The sequence below is a fragment of the Stenotrophomonas testudinis genome (assembly GCF_024499815.1).
In the GTDB taxonomy this organism is placed as follows: Bacteria; Pseudomonadota; Gammaproteobacteria; order Xanthomonadales; family Xanthomonadaceae; genus Stenotrophomonas.
This window is the reverse complement of record NZ_JAMOKY010000016.1, coordinates 48,370-69,556: the sequence shown is the minus strand read 5'-3', so window position 1 is coordinate 69,556 and position 21,187 is coordinate 48,370. Positions and strand designations below refer to the sequence as shown.

Genomic DNA, 21,187 nt, shown 5'->3' with positions numbered 1-21,187 from the left:
AGCCCATGCTCGGCTAAGTCGAGCAAGCTCGACGCTACGAAATGCAGCCGAGCGTGGGCTCGGCTCTACAAGAACGGTCGAGCTCTGCTCTGCGTCAGCCGTTCCAGCCCAGCCCGCGCGGCTCATTGCTGAATCCCGCCGCGCGCAGGGCATCAACGGCGTGCCCGCGATGGACGGGCTCGTCGTTGATCCGCTCCAGGGTGAAGGACAGCCGCCGGCCACGCCGAAGGCCAACGGCCAGCGCCTGTGCCGCCGCTGCCCAACGCGTGGGCGCGTCGTGGGCCGTGTCGTCGATCCAGCTGGTCAGCTGGCGGCCGCCCTGCGGCAGGTACAGCTGCAGGCGGCCTTCGCCGATCACCACCATCGCACCGGCCCGTCGCACCGGACGCGGCCCGGCGATCGACTGGGGCCACGGCAGCAGGCTGCCGAAGGGGTTGGCGGGATCCAGCGCCGACAGCGCAACCCAGGCGCCATCCCCGCCAGCCCGCTCGGCGCTGGCACGCAGCCGGTCGATGTCGTCGCGCTGGGCGAACTGAGCACCGCCCATGCCTTCCACGAAGCGACCCCGCAGCAGCTGGCCCGCATCCTCCATGGTGCGCAGCACCGGGCGCAGCGCCGGGAATCCACCGGCCACGGCTTCGCTCATCGCTGCGCTGCGGGTGACCACCCTGTAGCGGTCCAGCAGCGCCTCGGTCTGCGCCAGCGCGCGCAGCGTGTCACTGGCCCGCTCCCGCGGCAGCAGCGACCAGCGTCCTGTCAGCGTCGGCCCCGTGCTGCTGGCCAGCTCCAGTCCTGCGGTGCCCGTCGTCAGTGGCACGAAGGCAAAGCCGCGGCGGCGGCGCGACACCGGCGTCGGCCGCGCCCGTGCAGGCCGCGCTCCGCCCAGCGCACGCAGCGGCGCCCACAGGTCACTGCTGATCTGTCCGCGCCAGGCCAGCTGCCACAGCGCCGTCTGGAAATCCGCACCCGCCGTGTCTGCACCGACCAGTCGCGGCTGTACCTGCATCGCCAGTTGCCGGGCAAAGAACGCACCGCCGTCGGCCAGCGCCTGCAGGATGGCCTGCTGCATCGGTGAGTCTTCGCCCTGCACCGGTGTGACCGGCAGCGTTTCAGCGGCACGCTCGCGCAGGTGCAGCGACACCAGTCCATCGTCGTCGCCCAGCCGGCCATGGCCAACCCAGAGCACTGCGCCGGTGGCCAGCAGTTCATCCAGCAGCGCAGGCGTGTAGCCGGGCACGCGCGCGGGCAGCACCTGCTGTTCCCACAGCGATGCCGGCAGTGGCAGCCCCGCCAGTTGTTCAATCACCTGCAGCACGCCTTCGCTGTCGTTGCTGCGTGCGCCCCCGGGCAACACACCCTGCCCCTGCAGCAGCAGACCGACATAGGCCTGCACCGATACCGGGCGGGTCGCCTCGCGGGCGGCCTGCAAGGAGCGCAGCCGCAGCCGCTGCAGCACCTCCGTGCCCACCCATTCATGGCCTGCACGCGACGAAGCTGCCGCGTCGTTCTCGTTCGCCGCACGACGATCCAGGCCGAAGCGGCCGCGTACGACCCGGCCCTGTTCCTGCAGCACGTGCAGGGCAGCATCCACCACCGCCACGCCGAGACCGAAACGGGCGGCCACGCTGCCACTGCTGAAGGGCCCATGGGTGCGCGCGTGGCGGCTAAGCAGATCGCCCAGCGGATCCGGCACAGGGGCCAGGAATACCTCGGCCACATCCGCACGCGGGATGATGCCCAGGGCATCGCGCAACCGCGCGGCATCTTCCACCGCCGCCCACTGCTGGGCCCCTGCGACGGGGACGCGGATTGCACGACCCGCCGCGCGCAGTGCGTGCAGCCAGGCATCCGCCTGCGCGGGCTCGTTGATGCGCTGCGCGACGTCCACGACCGGCAGCGGGCCCAGCTCACGCAGCAGGTCGGCCACGCCTTCGCTGCCACGTGCGTGGCGGGCCGGATCCAAGCGTTGCAGCTCGCGCTCCACGGTTGCCACCACGGCATCGTCCAGCAGTTCACCCAGATCCACCTCGCCGAGCAGTTCCGCCAGCAGGCCACTGTCGAGCGACAGCACCGATGAACGCCGTTCGGCCAGCGGTGCATCGGCTTCGTACATGAACTCGGCGACATAGCCGAACAGCAGGTTCGCCGCGAACGGCGATGGCACGGCCGTATCCACCTCGACCACCTGGACCTGGCCGGCCTGCACGCGCAGCATCAGCGCATCCAGTGCATCAAGGTCGTAGACGTCCTGCAGGCACTCGCGCGCGGTCTCCACCAGGATCGGGAACTCATCGTGGCCACGGGCGATTTCCAGCAGCTGCCCCGCACGCAGGCGCTGCTGCCACAACGGCGAGCGCTTGCCCGGCGTGCGCCGCGGCAGCAGCAGCGCGCGCGAGGCACACTCACGAAAACGTGCGGCGAACAACGCGGAACCGGCGACCGAGCGATTGATGACCTGGCGCAGGTGGGACGCATCGAACAGGAACAGTTCCGCGCCAGGCGGTGTGCCGCTGCGGTCGGGCATGCGGACGATGATGCCGTCGTCACTGGCCACCACGGCCGGATCGATGCCGGCCTGCTCGCGCAGGCGCGCAGCCACCGCCAGCGCCCAGGGATCGTGCACGCGGCGGCCGTAGGGCGAATGCAGCATCACCCGCCAGTCGCCGAGTTCATCACGGCAGCGCTCGACGACCAGGCGCAGGTCGGTCGGCAGCACACCGGTGGCCTGCTGCTGTTCCGCCACAAGCGCCAGCATGTTGCTGATCGCGCTCTCATCCAGGCCGCGATCGCGCAGCCGGGCGAGCAATGCCGGCGACGGCTCGGCAGCGCCACCAGGCTCGGTCTCGAGTTCCGCCAGGAAGGCGCCGGTGGCCTGCCCCAGCTCGGCCGGGCGGCCGATGCCTTCGCCCCGCCAGAACGGCAGCCGCGCCGAGCGCCCCGGCGCCGGCGTCACCACGACCTGGTCAAGGGTGATCTGGTCGATGCGCCAGGACGTTGCGCCGAGGGTGATCACATCATTCACCCGCGACTCGTGGACCATCTCCTCATCAAGCTCGCCGACACGGCGCGATCCCGCCTGTTCTTCGCCTTCGGGCAGCACGACGGCATACATGCCACGGTCGGGAATGGTGCCGCCGCTGGTCACCGCCAGCTGGCGGGCGCCAGGACGTGCGGTCAACGTGCCGGTCTTCCGGTCCCATACAAGCCGCGGACGGAAACCGGCGAACTCATCTGACGGATAGCGGCCGGCCAGCATGTCCAGCACCGCGTCAAAGGCACTGCGCGGCAGCGTGCGGTACGGCGCAGCCCGGCGCACGCGTGCGAACCAGGCCTCGACATCGAGTGGCTCCATCGCTACCGCAGCCACGGTCTGCTGGGCCAGCACATCGAGCGGATTGCGCGGCGGATCGAGGGCTTCGATGCGTCCATCCAGCATCTTGTCGACCACCACCGCGGCATCGACCAGATCACGGCGCGTGCGCGGATACAGCAGGCCACGCGACAGGCCGCCCACCTGGTGGCCGGCACGGCCCACCCGCTGCAGTGCACTGGCCACCGAAGGCGGCGCCGCGACCTGGATCACCAGGTCCACCAGGCCCATGTCGATGCCCAGTTCGAGGCTGGAGGTGGCGACCACGCAGCGCAGGTCACCCGACTTCAGCGCCTGCTCGATGGCGGCGCGCTGTTCCTTGGACACCGAGCCGTGGTGCGAGCGGGCGATCACCGAGGCCGGCGTGGTGACACGGTTCACCGTGCTGCCGGTGAACGATCCGTAGGCGGCTGTAGTCGCAGCATCCGCTTCGCTCGCAGGCTCGACGCCCGTGCGCTCGGCATGCAGCTCGTTGAGTCGTGCAGTCAGCCGTTCCGCCACGCCACGCGAATTGCCAAAGACAATCGTGGAGCGATGCCGCATCACGTTGTCGAGAATGCTGGCTTCCACATGCGGCCAGATCGAACCGGTGCGCGCGCCGGCCCCGCGTCCTTCGCCGGGACCGTGCACGACCAGGTCGGTCATGTCCTCCACCGGCACCACGATCTTCAGTTCCAGCTGCCGCTGCGAAGGCGGCTGCACCACCTGCACCGGGCGATCACCGCCGAGGAAGGCGGCAACACCCTCGACCGGGCGCACCGTTGCCGATAGGCCGATGCGTTGTGCAGGCACCTGCAGCAGCGCGTCGAGCCGCTCCAGGCTCAGCGCCAGGTGCGAGCCACGCTTGCCGCCCGCCACCGCATGGATCTCATCGAGGATCACCGTATGCACATCGCGCAGGATCTCCCTCGCCTGCGAGGTCAGCATCAGGTACAGCGACTCTGGCGTGGTGATCAGGATGTCCGGCGGGCGCCGCACCAGGCGTGCGCGGTCACTGCTGCTGGTATCGCCGGTACGCATGGCCACGGTCAGGGCAACCGCCGGATCCCCACGTTCGCTGCGCCGCGCACTGATGCCCTGGAGGGGCACCTGCAGATTGCGCTGCACATCGCTGCCCAGTGCCTTGATCGGCGACAGGTACAGCACGCGCGTGCGCGCCACGGGCTTGGCCGCCGGGTCGCGGCGTGCGTCGCCATCGCGCTCGGCGAACACCTGGTCGATCGCATGCAGGAACGCGGCCAGCGTCTTGCCCGACCCGGTTGGGGCCACCACCAGGGTGTGTTGGCCTGCGGCGATCGACGCCCAGGCCTCGTCCTGCACCGGCGTCGATGCTGCGAACGCGGAACGGAACCAGTCACGGGTGGCGGGATGGAAGTGCTGTGGGGAATCCAAGGCAGGGCCGGTCGCCATCGATGATGGGTCCGATGATACGGCGAAGAAATCGTTTGTCGTTACGAATAGTTACGTTATAACATTTCACGCAATTTTTCCGGAGCGTGTCATGCGTCGCCACCTGCTAGCTGCAGCCATCCCCCTCGCCCTTCAGTCCGTCGCCCTCCATTCAGCCCGGGCGGCGGACGCGCCTACCCTTCCCACCCTGCAGGTGGAAGCCAGCCAGGCCTCACGCATCGACAGCCGGGTCACCGTCGACAACCCGCAGGCCCAGAACCGCACCCTCGGCGGCCTGCTCGAGCATGTCTCCGGCGTGCAGAACAGCGCCTTCGGACCCAACGCCGGCGCGCCAGTCATCCGCAGCCTCAGCGGCAACCGCGTGCAGATCCTGCAGGACGGGCAGTCGGTGCTGGGCATGAACGCGATCAGCGGCGACATCAACATTCCCTTCGACCCGCTGTTCGTGCGCAGCGTCACCGTCAACAAGTCCTCCGACACGGTGCGCTACGGCGGCAACGCGATCGGCGGCAGCGTCGAGGTCGATTCCGGGCTGATTTCGCGCACGATGGAAGACAAGGACCAGTCGATGGAACTGGTGCTGCGCAAGGGCTTCAACGCGGCCGATGCGCAGGGCTTCCGCATGAACTTCAACAACCAGCGCAACGTCTCCACCAACCTGCAGGTCTCGCGGCAGCGCATTTCGCACTACGACATCCCTGGCAACAGCAAGGCGGCGGCCTGCAACAGCCAGCTGTTCCCGGCCGCCGGCGGCGTCAACTCGGCGCTGGCCGATGCCTGCCAGAAAGAGGCGCGGGTGCAGCAGGTCTACAACAAGGCCTCGCAGCCCTACATCGACCAGTTCATGACTGAGAACCCGGACTGGGCCGATGGCGAGTTCTCCTTCTACACCAACAGCCCAACCTCGGTCTGGCAGCGCCAGACCTACGTCAATCCGGTCAACCCGGATTACGTCGCCGGCACGCCGTCCTATGTGCAGAAGCGGATCAACAACGACGTCACCCCGGACTACCACCACCGCCTGGGCAACAGCTACTCACGCAGTTCGCAAGTGGCGCTCGGCTCGACCCTGTTCTTCGACCGCGGCTACGTGGGTGTCAGCATCGATGCCAAGGACAGCGAATACGGCGTGCCGGGTTTCTCGATGCAGAACCTGTCGTTCGGTTCCAACTACGCCGACGGCCTGCCGGTGAGCGTGGTCATCAAGCAGGAGCGCTACGCACTGGAAGCCCTGCTGCGCGACCCGGTGCCGGGCGTCGAGCGTGCCGAGCTGCGCGTCTCGCAGCTGGACAACACCTCCGGCGAACGATTGGGTGCCAGCAAGGCCAACGACTACGATTTTGCAAGCACCCAGGCCGAACTGCTGCTGGCCCATCGCCGCATCGGCCCGCTGAGCGGCCTGCTCGGCCTCAGCCAGCAGTCGCGCGAGGTCACCGGCAGCGGTTCGCTCCGCTACCTGCCCAACGTCGATACGCGCAGCCAAGCGGTGTTCCTGAAGGAAACAGTGGACTTCGACTGGGCGTCCTTCGACGCGGGCGTGCGCCACGAACGCGTGGACCACACATTGCGGCCGAGCAGCTTCAAGACGGCGCGCAATTCCGCCAACGCCACGCTGCAGGACCGCGACTTCCGGCTCAACAGCTACAGCATCGGCGCCTACGTTGAACTCGGCCCGCTGTTCGCCGCCAAGGTGCGTTACTCCTCCTCGCAGCGCGCACCGGAGATCAATGAGCTCTACGCCAGCAATGCGCACTATTCGGTGATGACCCAGGAGGAAGGCAACCAGAACCTGGACCCGGAACGTGCGAAGAACCTCGAGCTGACCGGCCTCTTCCACCTGGGCGGCTTCCAGCTGTCGGCCACCGCCTACCGGATGCGTTACGAAAACTACCTGTACCTGGGCTACTCCGGCCTGCAGACCGCCAACCGCCTGCCGCTGAAGTACTGGAAGCAGACCGACACCACGGTGAAGGGTTTCGAGGTCGACGCCTCGCAGTCACTGACGCTCGGTCGCTTCGGCAGCCTGGAGCTGTCCGCCTTTGCCGACCTGGTGAAGAACAAGGCCGACCATCCCGATGCGCTGCGCGCCCATAACGATGGCGAGTACCTGCCCAACATGCCGACCAACCGTTACGGCGCCACCGTGCAATGGCAGCGCGAAGGCTGGAAGGCGCAGCTGTCAAGCACCTACTACGACACGCAGAAGTACCTGGGTCGCAACGTCAGCGAAGAAGTACCGTTGGATGCGTTCACCCTGGTCGACCTGCAGCTGAGCCGGGAGATTCCCCTGCGCACGACGGCCGTGGCCGGCATGGAGGTCTTCATCAATGGCAGCAACCTGCTCAACGAAGAGGCGCGCCCGCACAACTCGCCACTGAAATACATCGCGCCACTGCCGGGGCGTGGCTTCCAGGTGGGTGTGACCGTGCGCCTCTGAGCCGAGGCCGGCAGCACAGCGCTTGCGGAACGTGAACCGCGGGCGCGATTGCCCGCACGACAGGCTTGATTACCGTCGCCCCTTCGGTCAACCATCGACGAAAAGGAGGATTCAATGAACTGGATGCATGCAATTTCCTGTGCGCTGCTGTTGGGCGTTTCGTCCACTGCAGGCGCGGCCTCGGCCATTGCCTACGATGCAGACGGCGCCTACGGCTACTCGATGAACCAGGCGACGGTGAGCACCTCGATGCAGAACGCGGTGAAGTACTGTGCCGCCCGCTCCCGTAACTGCGGGCAGTCGGCCGTCGCCACCGGAGAGGGCTACTCGGCCATCTTCACCGGAACGGTATCCATGGGCTTCGCCCTGGCCGAGGCCAGTCCCGAGGCTGCGCAGCGCAAGGCAGAAAAGATGTGCCGGGAACGCGGCAACGACTGCACGCTGGCGGTGATGTGGCGCGAGCAGCCGTCGCAGGTGATCGAGCGGCCGTGGCACCCCGGTGCACCGGCACCGACGCCGACGCCGACTCCGGCGCCCGGCCGCATTTACTAGTACTGATTCCTGATCGGTTGGACAGCCGCCCAGCGTCGATGACGTTGGGCGGCTGCGGTGCACCCCCGCGGATTGGTAGCTGCCGCGCAGGGTCAGCATCCAGTTGCGCGGTTAGCCCTGGCAGTTGCCCAGGCACCGGCCGTACTGTCCAGGTGCTGGCGCATCACTCCGCTTGCGATACCGTGCCCAGCAACAGCTGGGCAGATGGATCATTCATCCCACCCTTCAAAAACCACTCTGCGGTGGATGCTCAGATAGTGGCGCAAGGCTGCATTCGGGGTGCGGGTAAGACACATGTCCGTGCTCACCATCCCGCGGTTGACCAGATCCTCCTCAACGTCACTGTCGGCAAAACGAACGCGACCGTCATCGTTGAATGTGATGAGGCCCCGATCAAACAGAGCATCCAGCGTTGCCACCAGCGGCAGGCCATTGTTTGCATCCAGACGAGGCTCCAATACGCCCGGCATCGAGGGCGCAGATGTGCATGCCCACGGCTGGACATGCGAAGCCTTTACCACCTGCTGAATATCACAGCCTGTCACTGCACATCGCCCACCCCACAGTGACAGGACATCCCTCCGGAACTTCCCTTGTCCCAGTCGCGCGTCGACAAGCTGCTGACGGGTCGTTGTCGGCGGCAGAGACTGCAGTTCATCAAGGTCACGGATGAGGTCCTCGCCACCCTCGTCCAAGCTCACGGACGCGCTGTAGTCGGTCGGGACGCGTGACCTCCCCTGCACTCGTCTCTCCAGGAAATCTGGCTGGTCGGCGGCCAGCATGCTGCCGAGGGCCGTCATGTCCGAGACGAAACTCTCTTTGCCACCTGCCAGCGTTTCCAGCAGCCATGCCCGGCCACGCGACACCTGCTCCCACTCGTTTGCCTGGTAGTGCCCTTGAAGCACCTTGCGATCACGCTCTGGGCGCAGCGTAAAGCCCAGAAAGTGCTTGCCATCCATCTTTCGAATCGCAAACAGGGGATTCCCGCGCTTGCCTTCCCCAGGGTCCTTCCGGCCCAGGATCAGAGTGGGACCACTCATCCCATTACGCGCGTATGTTGCGATGTATGCATCCAGCGGGCCCAATGCCCGCCGCAATCCGTCCACTGCGACATCCAGGCCTGCACTCTCCTCCAGCGACAACCCCAGTGCAGCAACTTGATGATCTTTGCTGATCAGCATTTCCTTTGCCTCAAATCTAATGATGGACAAGCCGTTTCGGATGGACCTGTGCTCGGATGAGCACCCGGTTCCATTGGAACTTAACGACGAAAAAGCGGAAGTCCACAAAGCTTACGATCAAGCGATGTCACCCTAAAAACCGGGCGGTCTGAGCCGCTACGCATGCCTGGACTCCTGCGATCTCGGCGCGCTCCCTCGCTTCACCACTTGGTGCCTGGCAATCATTGGCGCTGGATCCTGCTGTTCGTTGCCCCCTCGATGGCATTCCCCGGACACTGCACGCAGCGGCGGCAGCCTGTCGGCTTACCGTTTTCGGCTGCACACCAGCACCCAGCGTGACAGCGAACAACGCGCGTCACCCCAGCGCTCTGTGTGCATCAGGCTGCGACGCGTGATCAACGTATCGAACAACGGCCGGCAGCACGCCCCTCCAAAAGAGGGCGACCTTCAGAGTCGCGCATCGGTTGCCACCCGCCCGCACTTCCGCCATCCATTGGTCTCTACGGGACTGGCAAGCGCCACTGCATCGCAGCACGCGCAATAGGTTGCGAACAGGTACTGCCTCATCCCGCACAACGAAAAACGCCCGCAGATCGAGGATCTGCGGGCGCTTTCTTGTATCTGGCGGAGCGAGAGGGATTCGAACCCTCGATAGAGCTTTTGACCCTATACTCCCTTAGCAGGGGAGCCCCTTCAGCCACTCGGGCATCGCTCCGGGGTTTTCTCCGCGTCTGGTGCGGTGCACCTCAGCGGGGCGTGAATCATAACGTTAATCAGACGCGAAGGTAAAGCTTTTATTCGCCGGAATTTTCACTTCCGGTGCTGCCGGCTTCATCACCACGCTGGATGCGCTGGTAGATCTCTTCGCGATGCACAGCAACGTCCTTCGGCGCGGTGATACCGATGCGCACCTGGTTGCCCTTGACGCCGAGCACGGTGACGCTCACCGAGTCTCCGATCATCAGGGTTTCGCCGACGCGGCGAGTCAAGATCAACATTTTAGTAAGTCTCCATGGAACCGTGTGGAAGGGTATCCCCCACCGGCTTGACGCTCCGTCAAGAAGCGTCCCCACGACAAAGGGAAAAGATTTCGCAATGGTACCGTCAGCCGTCCCGCTCCTACAAGGAGGGGGACGGCAGGGGTTCACATCACAGGCGGGGGCTGACCCATTCGACAACCGCGGCCAGAGCGGTAGCAAGGGCGGGCCCGTCCTCGCCACCACCCTGGGCGAGGTCCGGGCGTCCGCCGCCCTTGCCCCCGATCTGACTGGCGATATGGGACAACAGTTCCCCGGCCTTGACCTTGCCCATTGCACTGCCGTTCACGCCCGCGACCAGGGCGGCCTTGCCGTCCTGGGTGCCGGCCAGCACGATCACGGCGTTGCCCAACTGCTGCTTCAGGCGGTCCATGGCATCACGCAGGGCCTTGGCGTCAAAGCCCTCCAGGCGGGCGGCCAGCACCTTCACACCGGCAACCTCGACGGCCTGGCCGGAGAGATCGGCGGTAGCGCCGGCGGCGACCTTGGCCTTCACGGCCTCCAGCTCACGCTCCAGCTGCTTCTGGCGCAGGCCCAACGCGCGGATCTTCTCGACCACGTCAGCGGCGCTGCCACCCAGCAGTTCCGCCGCTTCGGCCAAGCGGGCCTCTTCGGCCGCCACATAGTCCAGGGCGCCCTGGCCGGTGACCGCCTCGATGCGGCGCACGCCGGCCGAGACACCGCCTTCGGAGGTGATCTTGAACAGACCGATGTCGCCGGTGCGGCTGACGTGGGTACCACCACACAGTTCCGTGGAGTAGTCACCCATCTTCAGCACGCGCACGTTCTCGCCGTACTTCTCGCCGAACAGGGCCATCGCGCCGAAATCAAGCGCTTCCTGCATGCCCATGTTGTGCACTTCGGCGGCGTTGTTGGCGCGCACCTGCTGGTTGACCTTGCGCTCGATCACGGCCAGTTCTTCGGCGCTGATCGGCTGGAAGTGCGAGAAGTCGAAACGCAGGCGGTCCGGTGCGACCAGCGAACCCTTCTGTTGCACGTGGGTACCGAGCACTTCGCGCAGCGCGGCGTGCAGCAGGTGGGTGGCCGAGTGGTTGAGGATGGTGGCACCGCGGCGCTCGCCATCGACCTGGCCGGTCAGCACGTCGCCGACCTTCAGGCCGCCTTCGGACAGGGTGCCGACGTGGCCATGGAACTGGCCCGCGAACTTCTGGGTATCGTTGACCAACAGGCGCACGCCGTTGCCGGCCAGCACGCCGGTGTCACCGACCTGGCCGCCGGATTCGGCGTAGAACGGGGTCTGGTTGGTGATGACGATCACGGCGTCGCCGGCCTCGGCCGACTGCACCGGACGGCCGTCCTTGAGCAGGGCCAGCACGGTCAGGCCGTCGGCCTGCAGGCGATCGTAGCCCAGGAACAGGGTCGGGGTCAGGGTCGCTACCAGCTCGGCCGGCAGGGTCACGCCGCCACCGAACTTGCCGGCGGCACGCGCGGTCTCGCGCTGCTGCTCCATCGCAGCATCGAAGCCGTCGGTATCAACGGTAAGCTCGCGCTCGCGGGCGATGTCCTGGGTCAAGTCCAGCGGGAAGCCGTAGGTGTCGTACAGGCGGAAGGCGTCGACGCCGGGGATCACGCCATTGCTGGCCTTGGCCGCCACGTCCTCGAAGATCTTCATGCCGGCGTCGAGGGTTTCAGCGAAACGCTCCTCTTCAGCCTGCAGCGCACGGACCACGGTGTCGGCCTGGGCCGGCAGTTCCGGGTAGGCCTCGCCCATCAGCTCGACCAGGGTCGGCACCAGCTTGCTGAAGAACGGCTGGCGCACGCCCAGCATCCAGCCGTGGCGCAGGGCGCGGCGGATGATACGGCGCAGCACGTAGCCGCGGCCTTCGTTGGACGGCAGCACGCCGTCGACGATCAGGAACGAGCAGGCACGAATGTGGTCGGCGATCACGCGCAGCGACTTGTTCTCCAGATCGGCCATGCCGGTCAGCTCGGAAGCCTTGCGGATCAGGGCCTGGAACAGGTCGATCTCGTAGTTGGTGTGCACGTGCTGCAGGATCGCCGCCAGGCGCTCCAGGCCCATGCCGGTGTCCACGCACGGTGCCGGCAGCGGCACCAGGGTGCCGTCGGTCTGGCGGTCGAACTGCATGAACACCAGGTTCCAGATCTCGATGAAGCGGTCACCGTCTTCATCCGGCGAGCCCGGAGGGCCGCCGGCGATGTGGTCGCCGTGGTCGTAGAAGATCTCGGTGCACGGGCCGCAGGGACCGGTGTCGGCCATCTGCCAGAAGTTGTCCGAGGCGTACGGGGCGCCCTTGTTGTCGCCGATGCGCACGATGCGCTCTTCCGGGATGCCGACCATGTCGCGCCACAGCGCGTAGGCCTCGTCATCGGTCTGGTAGACGGTGACCAGCAGGCGCTCGGCCGGCAGCTTCCAGACCTGGGTCAGCAGTTCCCATGCCCAGGCGATGGCGTCCTTCTTGAAGTAATCACCAAAGGACCAGTTGCCCAACATTTCGAAGAAGGTGTGGTGACGCGCGGTGTAGCCGACCTGGTCGAGATCGTTGTGCTTGCCACCGGCGCGCAGGCAGCGCTGGACGTCGGCCGCGCGCACGTAGCTGCGCTTTTCCGCGCCCAGGAACACGTCCTTGAACTGGACCATGCCCGAGTTGGTGAACAGCAGGGTCGGATCATTGCCCGGCACCAGCGGCGCCGACGGCACGATGGTGTGGCCTTTACCCTTGAAGAACTCAAGGAAATCGCTACGGATCTGGGAGGTCGTGAATTTGGCGGGTGCGTTCATTGAGGGGGCTGGCAGTGTGCGGGCCGGCAGCCCCGAACCGCCGGCCTCACTGGCCAGGGTCGTAACGGACCGCCGAAAACCTAAAGGGTATCAGGCCCGGCGCCGCCAGTCTCAGTCATCCGGGTCGAAGCGGGTCGCGCGACGGATGGTGTCCCCGTCGAAGCCCCGCCGGGCCAGCAGATCGGCGGCCTTGCGCCGCTGTGACAAGTCCTGCGGGCCGTCCTCGCCGAAGCGGCGGCGGACCAGATCGCGGGCGTTTTCCTGCCAGTCGCCTTCGTAAGTGTCCATCGCGGCGGCGATCGCCGCGCTGTCCAGCCCATGGGTGCCGAGCTCGGCACGGACATGGATGGGCCCATAACCGGTGTTGGCACGCATCCGGACGAGATTCTCCGCAAAACGGGTGTCGTCCTGCCAGCCGGCCTCGGTCAGCTTGGCCACGGCAGCCTCGGCGGCGTCACCCTCGATGCCACGGGCGGTCAGCTTTCGGGTCAGCTCCTTGCGCGAATGCTCACGCCGCACCAGCAGGCCCAGGGCTCGCTGTACGGGGGTCTGTTCGCGCGGCCGGCGCTTGCGGCCGGTGGGGGCGTCGGCATCGGACATTGCTTACTCCAAGGGTGGCGCCGTCCCTGGCACCCTGCCCGTCCGTGGGCGGTTCGAACCTGCGGGACAGGGCGACGTCACTGACGGCGCCGCCCTGCCCCACAGCAAGTCTTACTCGTCGTCGCCGTCGTCGTCGCCTTCCTCGCGGGCGGCTTCGGACGGCTGGAACTTCTCGCGCAGCTCGGCTTCAAGCTTGGCGGCAACGGTCGGGTTGTCGCGCAGGTAGCCGCGGGCGTTGTCCTTGCCCTGGCCGATGCGTTCTTCACCGTAGCTGTACCAGGCACCGGCCTTCTCGACCAGCTTGGCGTCCACGCCCATGTCGATCAGCTCGCCTTCGCGGCTGATGCCTTCGCCGTACAGGATCTCGGTGATGACCTGCTTGAACGGGGGCGCCAGCTTGTTCTTGACGACCTTGATCTTGGTCTGGTTGCCGATGATCTCGTCGCCCTTCTTGATCGCGCCGATACGGCGGATGTCCAGGCGCACCGAGGCGTAGAACTTCAGCGCGTTGCCGCCGGTGGTCACTTCCGGGCTCTGGCCCGGCATCATCACGCCGATCTTCATGCGCAACTGGTTGATGAAGACCACCAGGGTGTTGGAACGCTTGATGTTGCCGGTCAGCTTGCGCAGCGCCTGGCTCATCAGGCGGGCCTGCAGGCCCGGCAGCTGGTCACCCATTTCGCCTTCGATCTCGGCCTTGGGGGTCAGCGCGGCGACCGAGTCGACCACCAGAATGTCCACCGAACCCGAACGGACCAGCATGTCGGCGATTTCCAGCGCCTGCTCACCGGTATCCGGCTGCGACAGCAGCAGGTCGTCCACGTTCACGCCCAGCTTGGCGGCGTAGATCGGGTCCAGCGCGTGCTCGGCGTCGATGAAGGCCGCGGTGCCGCCCATCTTCTGGCATTCGGCGATGGCCTGCAGGGTCAGGGTGGTCTTGCCCGACGACTCCGGACCGTAGATCTCAACGACACGACCCTTCGGCAGACCGCCGATGCCCAGTGCGATGTCGAGCATCAGCGAGCCGGTCGGGATGGCTTCGACGGGTTCGACCACGCGGTCGCCCATGCGCATCACCGAGCCCTTGCCGAACTGCTTTTCGATCTGGCCCAGAGCAGCAGCCAATGCGCGCTTTTTGTTCTCGTCCATCGTGTTGCTCCTAGCAGAGGTCATGTCGTTGGGGATGTTGTCTTTGGGGGTCTTCTTTGCCATGGGTTCACTTTAAGTCGGATGTATCGCACAGGCTGAGATTCTGCCCGGCGCTCAGAAAAGAATTATCGGACATCCGTACCAACCTCAGTGGAACCAGAGAATCGCCACAAAAGACCGCGGGGTAATGCTGGTGGAACAGGGCTGCTGCCAGGGGCTCAGCGATTGGGCCGCAGCAGGCCGCAGTACAGGCCCTCGATCGCGAAATCCTGGTCGGGCAGGACTTCGATCGGCTTGTAGTCGGGATTGCGCGGCAACAGGCGGATGCGGTCCTTGGCGATCTTCAGCAGCTTGACGGTGATCTCGTCGTCGATGCGGGCCACCACGATCTGCCCGGAGTGGGCGTCGCGGGTGCGGTGCACGCCGATCAGGTCACCGTCGAAGATGCCCTCGTCGATCATCGAATCACCCTGCACCTTCAGCAGGTAATCCGGTGCCGGCGAGAAGAACACCCGGTCCAGCACCACGAAGTCGTCCGATCCGATGTCGGCGCCGATCGGCAGGCCGGCGGCGACACGGCCCAGCACCGGCAGGCGCAGGACGCTGTCGGGCAGGCCCGGCTCGGCCAGCTTCTCGATCGGCGGCGCCTGCACCAGGCGGATGCCGCGGGCCTGCCCGGGGATGCGACGGATCGCACCGGCCTGCTCGAGGGCCTCCAGGTGGTACTGGGCCGCGCGCACCCCCTTGAAGCCGAAGGCACGTGCGATTTCAGTCTGCGACGGCGGTGCGCCTTCGCTCTCGATACGCTCGGCGATCAACTGCAGGATCGCCTGCTGGGTGTCGGTCAGGTCCATGGTTAGTAGTATTACTACTAACTTGCGGGTGTGCAAGTGCCTGGGGCGGGTTCTGTAGTGCCGAGCCTATGCTCGGCAATGGGGGAGGCGCGGGCGCAGAGGAAAAAGCAGCCGACCAGCGGTCGGCTCTACAGGAATCGTGCAGCGATTCCCCGGCAAGCACGTTACGCGTGCTTACCGCTCCTCCATATCGAGAACAGGATCCACACGCCGCAGAAGCCGGCGCCGACGAAGCCGCAGACGCCCAGGGCCAGCAGCCAGCGACTGGAGACGCCGCCTACGCTGTGCATGACGATGGACGAGCCGATGATCAGCGCGGCGGTGACGATGCCCATCACCAGGCGGTTGGCGGCGCGGTTCACCTGGTCGCCGAAGCCCTGCAGCGCGCTGGTTTCCACCCTCAGCTGCAGGCGCCCGCGGCGCGCGGCCTGGACCAGCTTGCGCAGGTCGCGCGGCAGTTCGCCGGCGAAGTCGATCATCCCCAGCAGGCTGCGCCGGCCGCGCTTGAGCAGCGCACGTGGGGCGTAGCGCTGCAGCACCACCCGCTCCAGGAACGGACGGGCGGCGCTGGCCATGTCGAAATCCGGGTCGAGCTGGCGGCCCATGCCCTCCAGGGTCAGGAAGGCCTTGATCATCAGCGCCAGGTCGGCCGGCAAAGTCAGGCTGTAGCTGCGCAGCAGCTGGGTGATGTCGCCCAGCATCAGGCCGATGCGCAGGTCCTTCAGCGGCACGCCACGGTACTGGTCGACGAACTGGCTGATGTCGTGCTGCAGCCGGTTCTCATCGACTTCCACGCCACCGGCCCAGTCCAGCAGCACGTCGGCCACGCCCTGCGGATCCTGTTCGACCAGGCCATGCAGCAGCTGTGCGACCTGGAAGCGGCGCACTTCGGACAGCGCACCGACCATGCCGAAATCGATCACGCCGATGCGGCCGTCGCGCAGGTAGATGATGTTGCCGGGGTGCGGATCGGCGTGGAAGCTGCCGTCCTCCAGCACCATCTTCAGCACGATGTCGGCACCGCGCTGGGCCAGCTCGCGGCGGTCCAGCCCGGCCGCATCGACGCCGGCCAGATCGCGACCGGGAATACCGTCGACGAAATCCTGGACGTTCAGGCTCTCGCAGGTCCACTGCCAGTGCACCTGCGGAATCAGGATGTCGTCACGTCCCTGGAAGTTGCGGGCGATGCGCTCGGCGTTGCGGCATTCGGCGGCGAAATCCAGTTCGCGGCGCAGTGACACGGTGAACTGCTGGACCACTTCGGCGGGGCGGTAACGGCGAAGGTCCGGCAGTCGCGCCTCGACGATCTCGGCCAGCCGCGCGAGCAGGCGGAGGTCGGCTTCCACCACGTCGCGGATGCCGGGACGGCGCACCTTCAGCACCACCTCGCGGCCGTCATGCAGGCGCGCGCGATGGGCCTGGGCCAGCGAGGCGGCGGCCATCGGGGTTTCATCGAGGAAGGCGAACACCTGCGATGGCGAGGCACCGAGGTCGGCTTCCAGCTGCTCGCGGATGGTCGCATACGGCAGCGCCGGCACCGCGTTCTGCAGTTCGGACAGCTCGGAAATCCACTCCGACGGCAGCAGGTCGACGCGGGTGGCCAGCACCTGACCCAGCTTGACGAAGGTCGGGCCGAGATCCTGCAGGGCACTGCGCACGCGCACCGGCGCGGTCATGCGTAGCATCTGCTGGCTTTCCTCGTTCCAGTGCAGCAGGCGGCCCGCGCGCTCGAGCACGGTGGCCAGGCCGATGCGCCGGACCACGTCGCCGAAGCCGTAGCGGATCAGGACGGCGGCGATTTCCTGCAGCCGGCCCAGGTCACGGACGGTACCCAGCGTCTCCCACATTGATGCCTACTCCGGTTCCATACCGGGCCAGAATGTCACAGCTGGGCGTCGATGCCATGCAGGGCGGCCGCGACGGTCTGCCGCCGTATGGCTTCGCGGTCGCCATCGAACTGGAACAGCTCGGCGCGGGCATAGCCACCGCGGCGCTTCCAGCCGATCCAGACACTGCCCACCGGCTTGTCCGGGCTGCCGCCGCCGGGCCCGGCGATGCCGGTCACCGCCACGGCGATCCCGGCGCCGGAATTGATCAGCGCGCCGGACACCATTTCCAGCACGGCCTCGCGGCTGACCGCACCGAACTGTTCCAGGGTCTGCGCGCGCACGCCCAGCAGGCGCTGCTTGGCTTCATAGCTGTAGACCACCATGCCGCAGTCGAAGAACGCCGAGGAACCGGCGATATCGGTCATGCACTTGGCGATCCAGCCACCGCTGCAGCTTTCGGCGGTGACCAGTTGCAGCGCGGCCTGCTGCAGGCGCTGCCCAAGCGCGGCGGCCTGGGCGTTGAGATCGGCGTCGGAAGGGAAGGACATCGGTACGGATCGAGGTAGCAACGGTCATCTTGTACCGCAGATCGGCGGCGCTGTCCTCCCTTGCCCCTCAGTGGTCGTGGTGCAGGTAACGGGCCTGGCGCGGCAGGCGGAGGCTGACCAGGAAGGCCACCACCATCATCACCGTGACGTACCAGAAGAACAGCTGCTCATGGCCCAGGCTCTTCAGGCCCAGCGCGGCGTACTCGGCGCTGCCGCCGAAGATCGCGTTGCCGATGGCATAGGCCAGGCCGACGCCGAGCGCGCGCACCTGCGGCGGGAACATCTCGGCCTTCACGATGCCGGAAATGGAGGTGTAGAAGCTGACGATGGCCAGCGCCAGCACTATCAGGCCGAAGGCCGCCCACGGGCTGCTGACGTGCTGCAGGGTGATCAGGATCGGCACGGTGGTGAGTGCGCCCAGCGCACCGAACAGCATCATGCTGGTGCGGCGGCCGATACGGTCGGACAGCATGCCGAACAGCGGCTGCATGCACATGTACAGGAACAGCGCGCCGGTCATGACGTAGCTGGCGGTCTTGATCGGCAGGTGCACCGTGTTGACCAGGAACTTCTGCATGTAGGTGGTGAAGGTGTAGAAGATCAGCGAGCCGCCGGCGGTGTAGCCGAGCACGGTGAAGAACGCGGCCTTGTGGTCACGGAACAGCGCGGACAGGCTGCCGGCGTCCTTGTCATCGCGGTCGGCCTCGCTCTGCGTTTCGTGCAGGGTACGGCGCAGCAGCAGCGCGACCACGGCGGCGACGGCGCCGAGCACGAACGGGATGCGCCAGCCCCAGGCGCGGATCTCGGCCTCGCTGAGCAGCGCTTCCATGATGACGATGACCAGCACCGCCAGCAGCTGGCCGCCGATGAGGGTGACGTACTGGAAAGACGAGAAGAAGCCGCGCTGGCCGCGCAGCGCGACCTCGCTCATGTAGGTGGCGGTGGTGCCGTATTCGCCGCCGACCGACAGTCCCTGGATCAGACGCGCGACCAGCAGCAGCACCGGTGCCATCGCACCGATGGTGGCGTAGGTCGGCAGGCAGGCGACCATCAGCGAGCCGCCGCACATCATGCTGACCGAGATCAGCAGCGATTTCTTGCGACCGAGGCGATCAGCGATGCGGCCGAACAGCCAGCCGCCGATGGGCCGCATCAGGAAGCCGGCGGCGAACACGCCTGCCGTGTTGAGCAGCTGCACGGTCGGGTTGGAGGCAGGGAAGAACGCGCCGGCGAAGTAGATGGCGCAGAAGGCGTAGACGTAGAAGTCGAACCATTCCACCAGGTTGCCGGACGAGGCCGACATGATGGCGAACACGCGGTGGCGTCTCTCCGCGGCGGTGTACTGGGGGAGTGCGTCGGGGCTGACGTGGGACATGAAAGGGACTCCGGGGTGCCGTGGGGGCAGACCTTCGGATCATCCGCCCGGCGGGCGTGAGGGGATGTGCACTATCGGGCGGCTGGAATGCGGTAATCGGCCGGGAGTGCGATATGGAGTGTTCCAGCAGGGCTTGCAGCCCTGCACCTGCTAAAAGCCAGAGCAACGGCAGAAGCTGGTTTCCTGAGGGATGGCGGGGTGGGTCCGGTTGAGGGGGACGTCGTGAACCCATCCATGGGGCTTGGTCGCGGCATCCATGCCGCTCACACCCCCTCAACCGGACACACCCCGCCTTCGACAGTTTTCTGCGGGCTGTCGGGACGGCGTTCTGCTTTGGTGGGTGCCGACCGTTGGTCGGCACGGGGTCAGATCCCTTTGCGCAGCAAAGGGCTCTGACCCCGCCCGTCGTGGCTTACCACTCCGGCAGTTTTTCCGGCAGCAGGGCGCGGATCGGGCCGCCGTCGGGGCTGGCGGCCAGCTTCTCGGCTTCGGCGATCGGGATGTCGACCTGCAGCAGCCAGCCGTCTTCGTCGGCCGCTTCGCTGCGGATTACTTCCAGCTGGTGCAGGCGCGCGCGCAGGCGGCCTGCGCTGGGCGGCAGGCGCAGTTCGCCACTGACGTGCTGCAGGCCCAGGCGCTTGCCCAACACGCTCTGCAGCAGTTCCAGGCCTTCGCCGTCGCGGGCCGAGATCCAGACCCGCTCGCGGCGCGAGGGATCGGGGATGCCGTCCTGGCCGTCGTGACGCACTTCGGCACCCTCGATGCGGTCGATCTTGTTGAACACCAGCAGCTGCGGCAGGTCACCGGCACCGACGGCGGTCAGTACTTCGTCGACCTGGGCGATGCGCTCCTCGCGGTGCGGATCGGCAGCGTCGACCAGGTGCAGCAGGAAGTCAGCCTCGCGCGCTTCGGACAGGGTCGAGCGGAACGCGGCGACCAGGTCATGCGGCAGGTCGCGCACGAAGCCCACGGTATCGGCCAGCACCACGCTGCCGCCGGGCACGGCGATGCGGCGCACCGTCGGGTCCAGGGTGGCAAACAGCTGGTCGGCGGCGTACGCCTCGGCACCGGTCAGGGCATTGAACAGGGTCGATTTGCCGGCATTGGTATAGCCGACCAGGGCCACGCGAGGCAGCTCGCTGCGCAGGCGCGCGCGGCGCATCTGGGTGCGCTGCGTTTCAACCTTTTCAAGCCGCTTCTGCAGCTGCTCCACCCGCTTCTGCAGCAGGCGGCGGTCGGTTTCCAGCTGGGTTTCACCCGGGCCGCGCAGGCCGATCGAACCACCGCGCTGACGCTCAAGGTGGGTCCAGCCGCGCACCAGCCGCGTGGCCAGATGGCGCAGCTGCGCCAGCTCGACCTGCAGCTTGCCTTCGTGGCTGTGCGCACGCTGGGCAAAGATGTCCAGGATCAGGCCGGTACGGTCGATCACCCGGCGCTCCAGGAAGCGTTCCAGGTTGCGTTCCTGGCCCGGGCTCAGCGAATGGTTGACCAGGATCAGGTCCGCGCCGGTTGCGTCAGCCGCAGCCTTGATCTCGTCCAGCTTGCCGCTGCCGATCAGGGTCGACGGGTTGGGACGGTCCAGGCGCGCGGTGATGGTGGCGGCGATGCTGGCCCCTGCCGAGCGGGCCAGATCTCCGAACTCTTCCAGCACGTCTTCTTCCAGCTTGCCGAAATGGGGCTGGATCAACAGGGCGTTTTCGCCCTTTTTCGAGCGGTCAAACATTCACCGCTCCGGAATTACTCGTCTGCTTCATCACCCGCCTGACCATCATTTTCACCTGACTGCACGTAGCCACCACCCGGCCCGACTTTCACGTTACGCGCCGGCACCACGGTGGAAATGGCGTGCTTGTAGACCATCTGGCTGACGGTGTTGCGCAGCAGGACCACGAACTGATCGAACGATTCGATCGTGCCCTGCAGCTTGATGCCGTTGACCAGATACACCGAAACCGGCACGCGTTCGCGCCGCAGTGCATTCAAGAAAGGATCCTGCAGCGATTGCCCCTTGGACATTGCTAACTCCTGATTATTGTTCTTATTGGGTTGCCGGCGGATGCCGCGGCCCCCGAGCCGGCCGCCGA

Annotated in this window: 14 protein-coding genes and 1 tRNA gene; 2 read left to right on the top strand and 13 right to left on the bottom strand. The window is 66.6% G+C overall.

Annotated features, from left to right (window positions below):
* Positions 1-94 precede the first annotated feature (94 nt).
* Positions 95-4,762 carry an ATP-dependent helicase gene (locus tag NQ204_RS11165; RefSeq protein WP_256643893.1) on the bottom strand — a complete coding sequence of 1,556 codons (4,668 nt, stop codon included), beginning with the start codon at positions 4,760-4,762 and terminating at the stop codon, positions 95-97.
* 109 nt (positions 4,763-4,871) lie between these two features.
* Here NQ204_RS11165 and NQ204_RS11160 point away from each other — a divergent pair, with 109 nt between their 5' ends.
* Together NQ204_RS11160 and NQ204_RS11155 are read left to right on the top strand one after the other, a co-directional pair.
* Entirely contained in the window at positions 4,872-7,217 is a 2,346-nt protein-coding gene (locus NQ204_RS11160) for a TonB-dependent receptor domain-containing protein (RefSeq protein ID WP_256643892.1), read from the top strand.
* A 114-nt stretch (positions 7,218-7,331) separates the two neighbouring features.
* Positions 7,332-7,769, top strand: coding sequence for a DUF4189 domain-containing protein (locus NQ204_RS11155; RefSeq protein WP_256643891.1), 438 nt, complete (start codon positions 7,332-7,334; stop codon positions 7,767-7,769).
* Between the two features lie 209 nt (positions 7,770-7,978).
* On the opposite strand, the gene NQ204_RS11150 is transcribed toward NQ204_RS11155, so the two are convergent.
* The 12 genes from NQ204_RS11150 to hfq all read right to left on the bottom strand — a co-directional run bounded on the left by NQ204_RS11150 (position 7,979) and on the right by hfq (position 21,119).
* Positions 7,979-8,950: an HNH endonuclease gene (locus NQ204_RS11150; protein ID WP_256643890.1), complete on the bottom strand. Its 972-nt coding sequence runs from the start codon at positions 8,948-8,950 to the stop codon at positions 7,979-7,981.
* A 622-nt stretch (positions 8,951-9,572) separates the two neighbouring features.
* Positions 9,573-9,665: transfer RNA gene (locus tag NQ204_RS11145), tRNA-Ser, on the bottom strand.
* Positions 9,666-9,744: 79 nt separating this feature from the next.
* Positions 9,745-9,948: a carbon storage regulator CsrA gene (gene csrA / locus NQ204_RS11140; protein ID WP_079221459.1), complete on the bottom strand. Its 204-nt coding sequence runs from the start codon at positions 9,946-9,948 to the stop codon at positions 9,745-9,747.
* Positions 9,949-10,099: 151 nt separating this feature from the next.
* Entirely contained in the window at positions 10,100-12,748 is a 2,649-nt protein-coding gene (alaS, locus tag NQ204_RS11135) for an alanine--tRNA ligase (protein ID WP_256643889.1), read from the bottom strand.
* A gap of 111 nt (positions 12,749-12,859) precedes the next feature.
* Positions 12,860-13,348: a recombination regulator RecX gene (gene recX, locus NQ204_RS11130; protein WP_116864254.1), complete on the bottom strand. Its 489-nt coding sequence runs from the start codon at positions 13,346-13,348 to the stop codon at positions 12,860-12,862.
* 111 nt (positions 13,349-13,459) lie between these two features.
* Entirely contained in the window at positions 13,460-14,497 is a 1,038-nt protein-coding gene (gene recA, locus NQ204_RS11125) for a recombinase RecA (RefSeq protein WP_079221456.1), read from the bottom strand.
* 218 nt (positions 14,498-14,715) lie between these two features.
* Positions 14,716-15,351 (bottom strand): transcriptional repressor LexA, encoded by a 636-nt coding sequence (lexA, locus tag NQ204_RS11120; protein WP_079221455.1) that lies wholly within the window; start codon positions 15,349-15,351, stop codon positions 14,716-14,718.
* A gap of 164 nt (positions 15,352-15,515) precedes the next feature.
* The gene (gene ubiB, locus NQ204_RS11115) at positions 15,516-17,198 is read right to left on the bottom strand and encodes a 2-polyprenylphenol 6-hydroxylase (RefSeq protein WP_256643888.1); all 1,683 of its coding nucleotides are present in this window, start codon (positions 17,196-17,198) and stop codon (positions 15,516-15,518) included.
* 35 nt (positions 17,199-17,233) lie between these two features.
* Complete coding sequence (locus tag NQ204_RS11110) at positions 17,234-17,728, bottom strand: CinA family protein (RefSeq protein ID WP_116864252.1); 495 nt, start codon at positions 17,726-17,728, stop codon at positions 17,234-17,236.
* Positions 17,729-17,795: 67 nt separating this feature from the next.
* Positions 17,796-19,103, bottom strand: a complete 1,308-nt coding sequence (locus tag NQ204_RS11105; RefSeq protein ID WP_256643887.1) for an MFS family transporter — start codon at positions 19,101-19,103, stop codon at positions 17,796-17,798.
* A gap of 412 nt (positions 19,104-19,515) precedes the next feature.
* Complete coding sequence (gene hflX / locus NQ204_RS11100; protein ID WP_108768476.1) at positions 19,516-20,826, bottom strand: ribosome rescue GTPase HflX; 1,311 nt, start codon at positions 20,824-20,826, stop codon at positions 19,516-19,518.
* Positions 20,827-20,840: 14 nt separating this feature from the next.
* Positions 20,841-21,119, bottom strand: a complete 279-nt coding sequence (gene hfq, locus NQ204_RS11095) for an RNA chaperone Hfq (protein WP_116865406.1) — start codon at positions 21,117-21,119, stop codon at positions 20,841-20,843.
* Positions 21,120-21,187 lie beyond the last annotated feature (68 nt).

Bases quoted from the DNA above. Each gene is read 5' to 3' on its own strand.
- NQ204_RS11155 (WP_256643891.1), top strand. From the start codon at position 7,332: ATGAACTGGATGCATGCAATTTCCTGTGCGCTGCTGTTGGGCGTTTCG.
- NQ204_RS11150 (WP_256643890.1), bottom strand. From the start codon at position 8,950: ATGCTGATCAGCAAAGATCATCAAGTTGCTGCACTGGGGTTGTCGCTG.
- alaS (WP_256643889.1), bottom strand. From the start codon at position 12,748: ATGAACGCACCCGCCAAATTCACGACCTCCCAGATCCGTAGCGATTTC.
- hflX (WP_108768476.1), bottom strand. From the start codon at position 20,826: ATGTTTGACCGCTCGAAAAAGGGCGAAAACGCCCTGTTGATCCAGCCC.
- NQ204_RS11160 (WP_256643892.1), top strand. From the start codon at position 4,872: ATGCGTCGCCACCTGCTAGCTGCAGCCATCCCCCTCGCCCTTCAGTCC.
- ubiB (WP_256643888.1), bottom strand. From the start codon at position 17,198: ATGTGGGAGACGCTGGGTACCGTCCGTGACCTGGGCCGGCTGCAGGAA.
- NQ204_RS11105 (WP_256643887.1), bottom strand. From the start codon at position 19,103: ATGTCCCACGTCAGCCCCGACGCACTCCCCCAGTACACCGCCGCGGAG.
- csrA (WP_079221459.1), bottom strand. From the start codon at position 9,948: ATGTTGATCTTGACTCGCCGCGTCGGCGAAACCCTGATGATCGGAGAC.
- recX (WP_116864254.1), bottom strand. From the start codon at position 13,348: ATGTCCGATGCCGACGCCCCCACCGGCCGCAAGCGCCGGCCGCGCGAA.
- recA (WP_079221456.1), bottom strand. From the start codon at position 14,497: ATGGACGAGAACAAAAAGCGCGCATTGGCTGCTGCTCTGGGCCAGATC.
- hfq (WP_116865406.1), bottom strand. From the start codon at position 21,119: ATGTCCAAGGGGCAATCGCTGCAGGATCCTTTCTTGAATGCACTGCGG.
- lexA (WP_079221455.1), bottom strand. From the start codon at position 15,351: ATGGACCTGACCGACACCCAGCAGGCGATCCTGCAGTTGATCGCCGAG.
- NQ204_RS11110 (WP_116864252.1), bottom strand. From the start codon at position 17,728: ATGTCCTTCCCTTCCGACGCCGATCTCAACGCCCAGGCCGCCGCGCTT.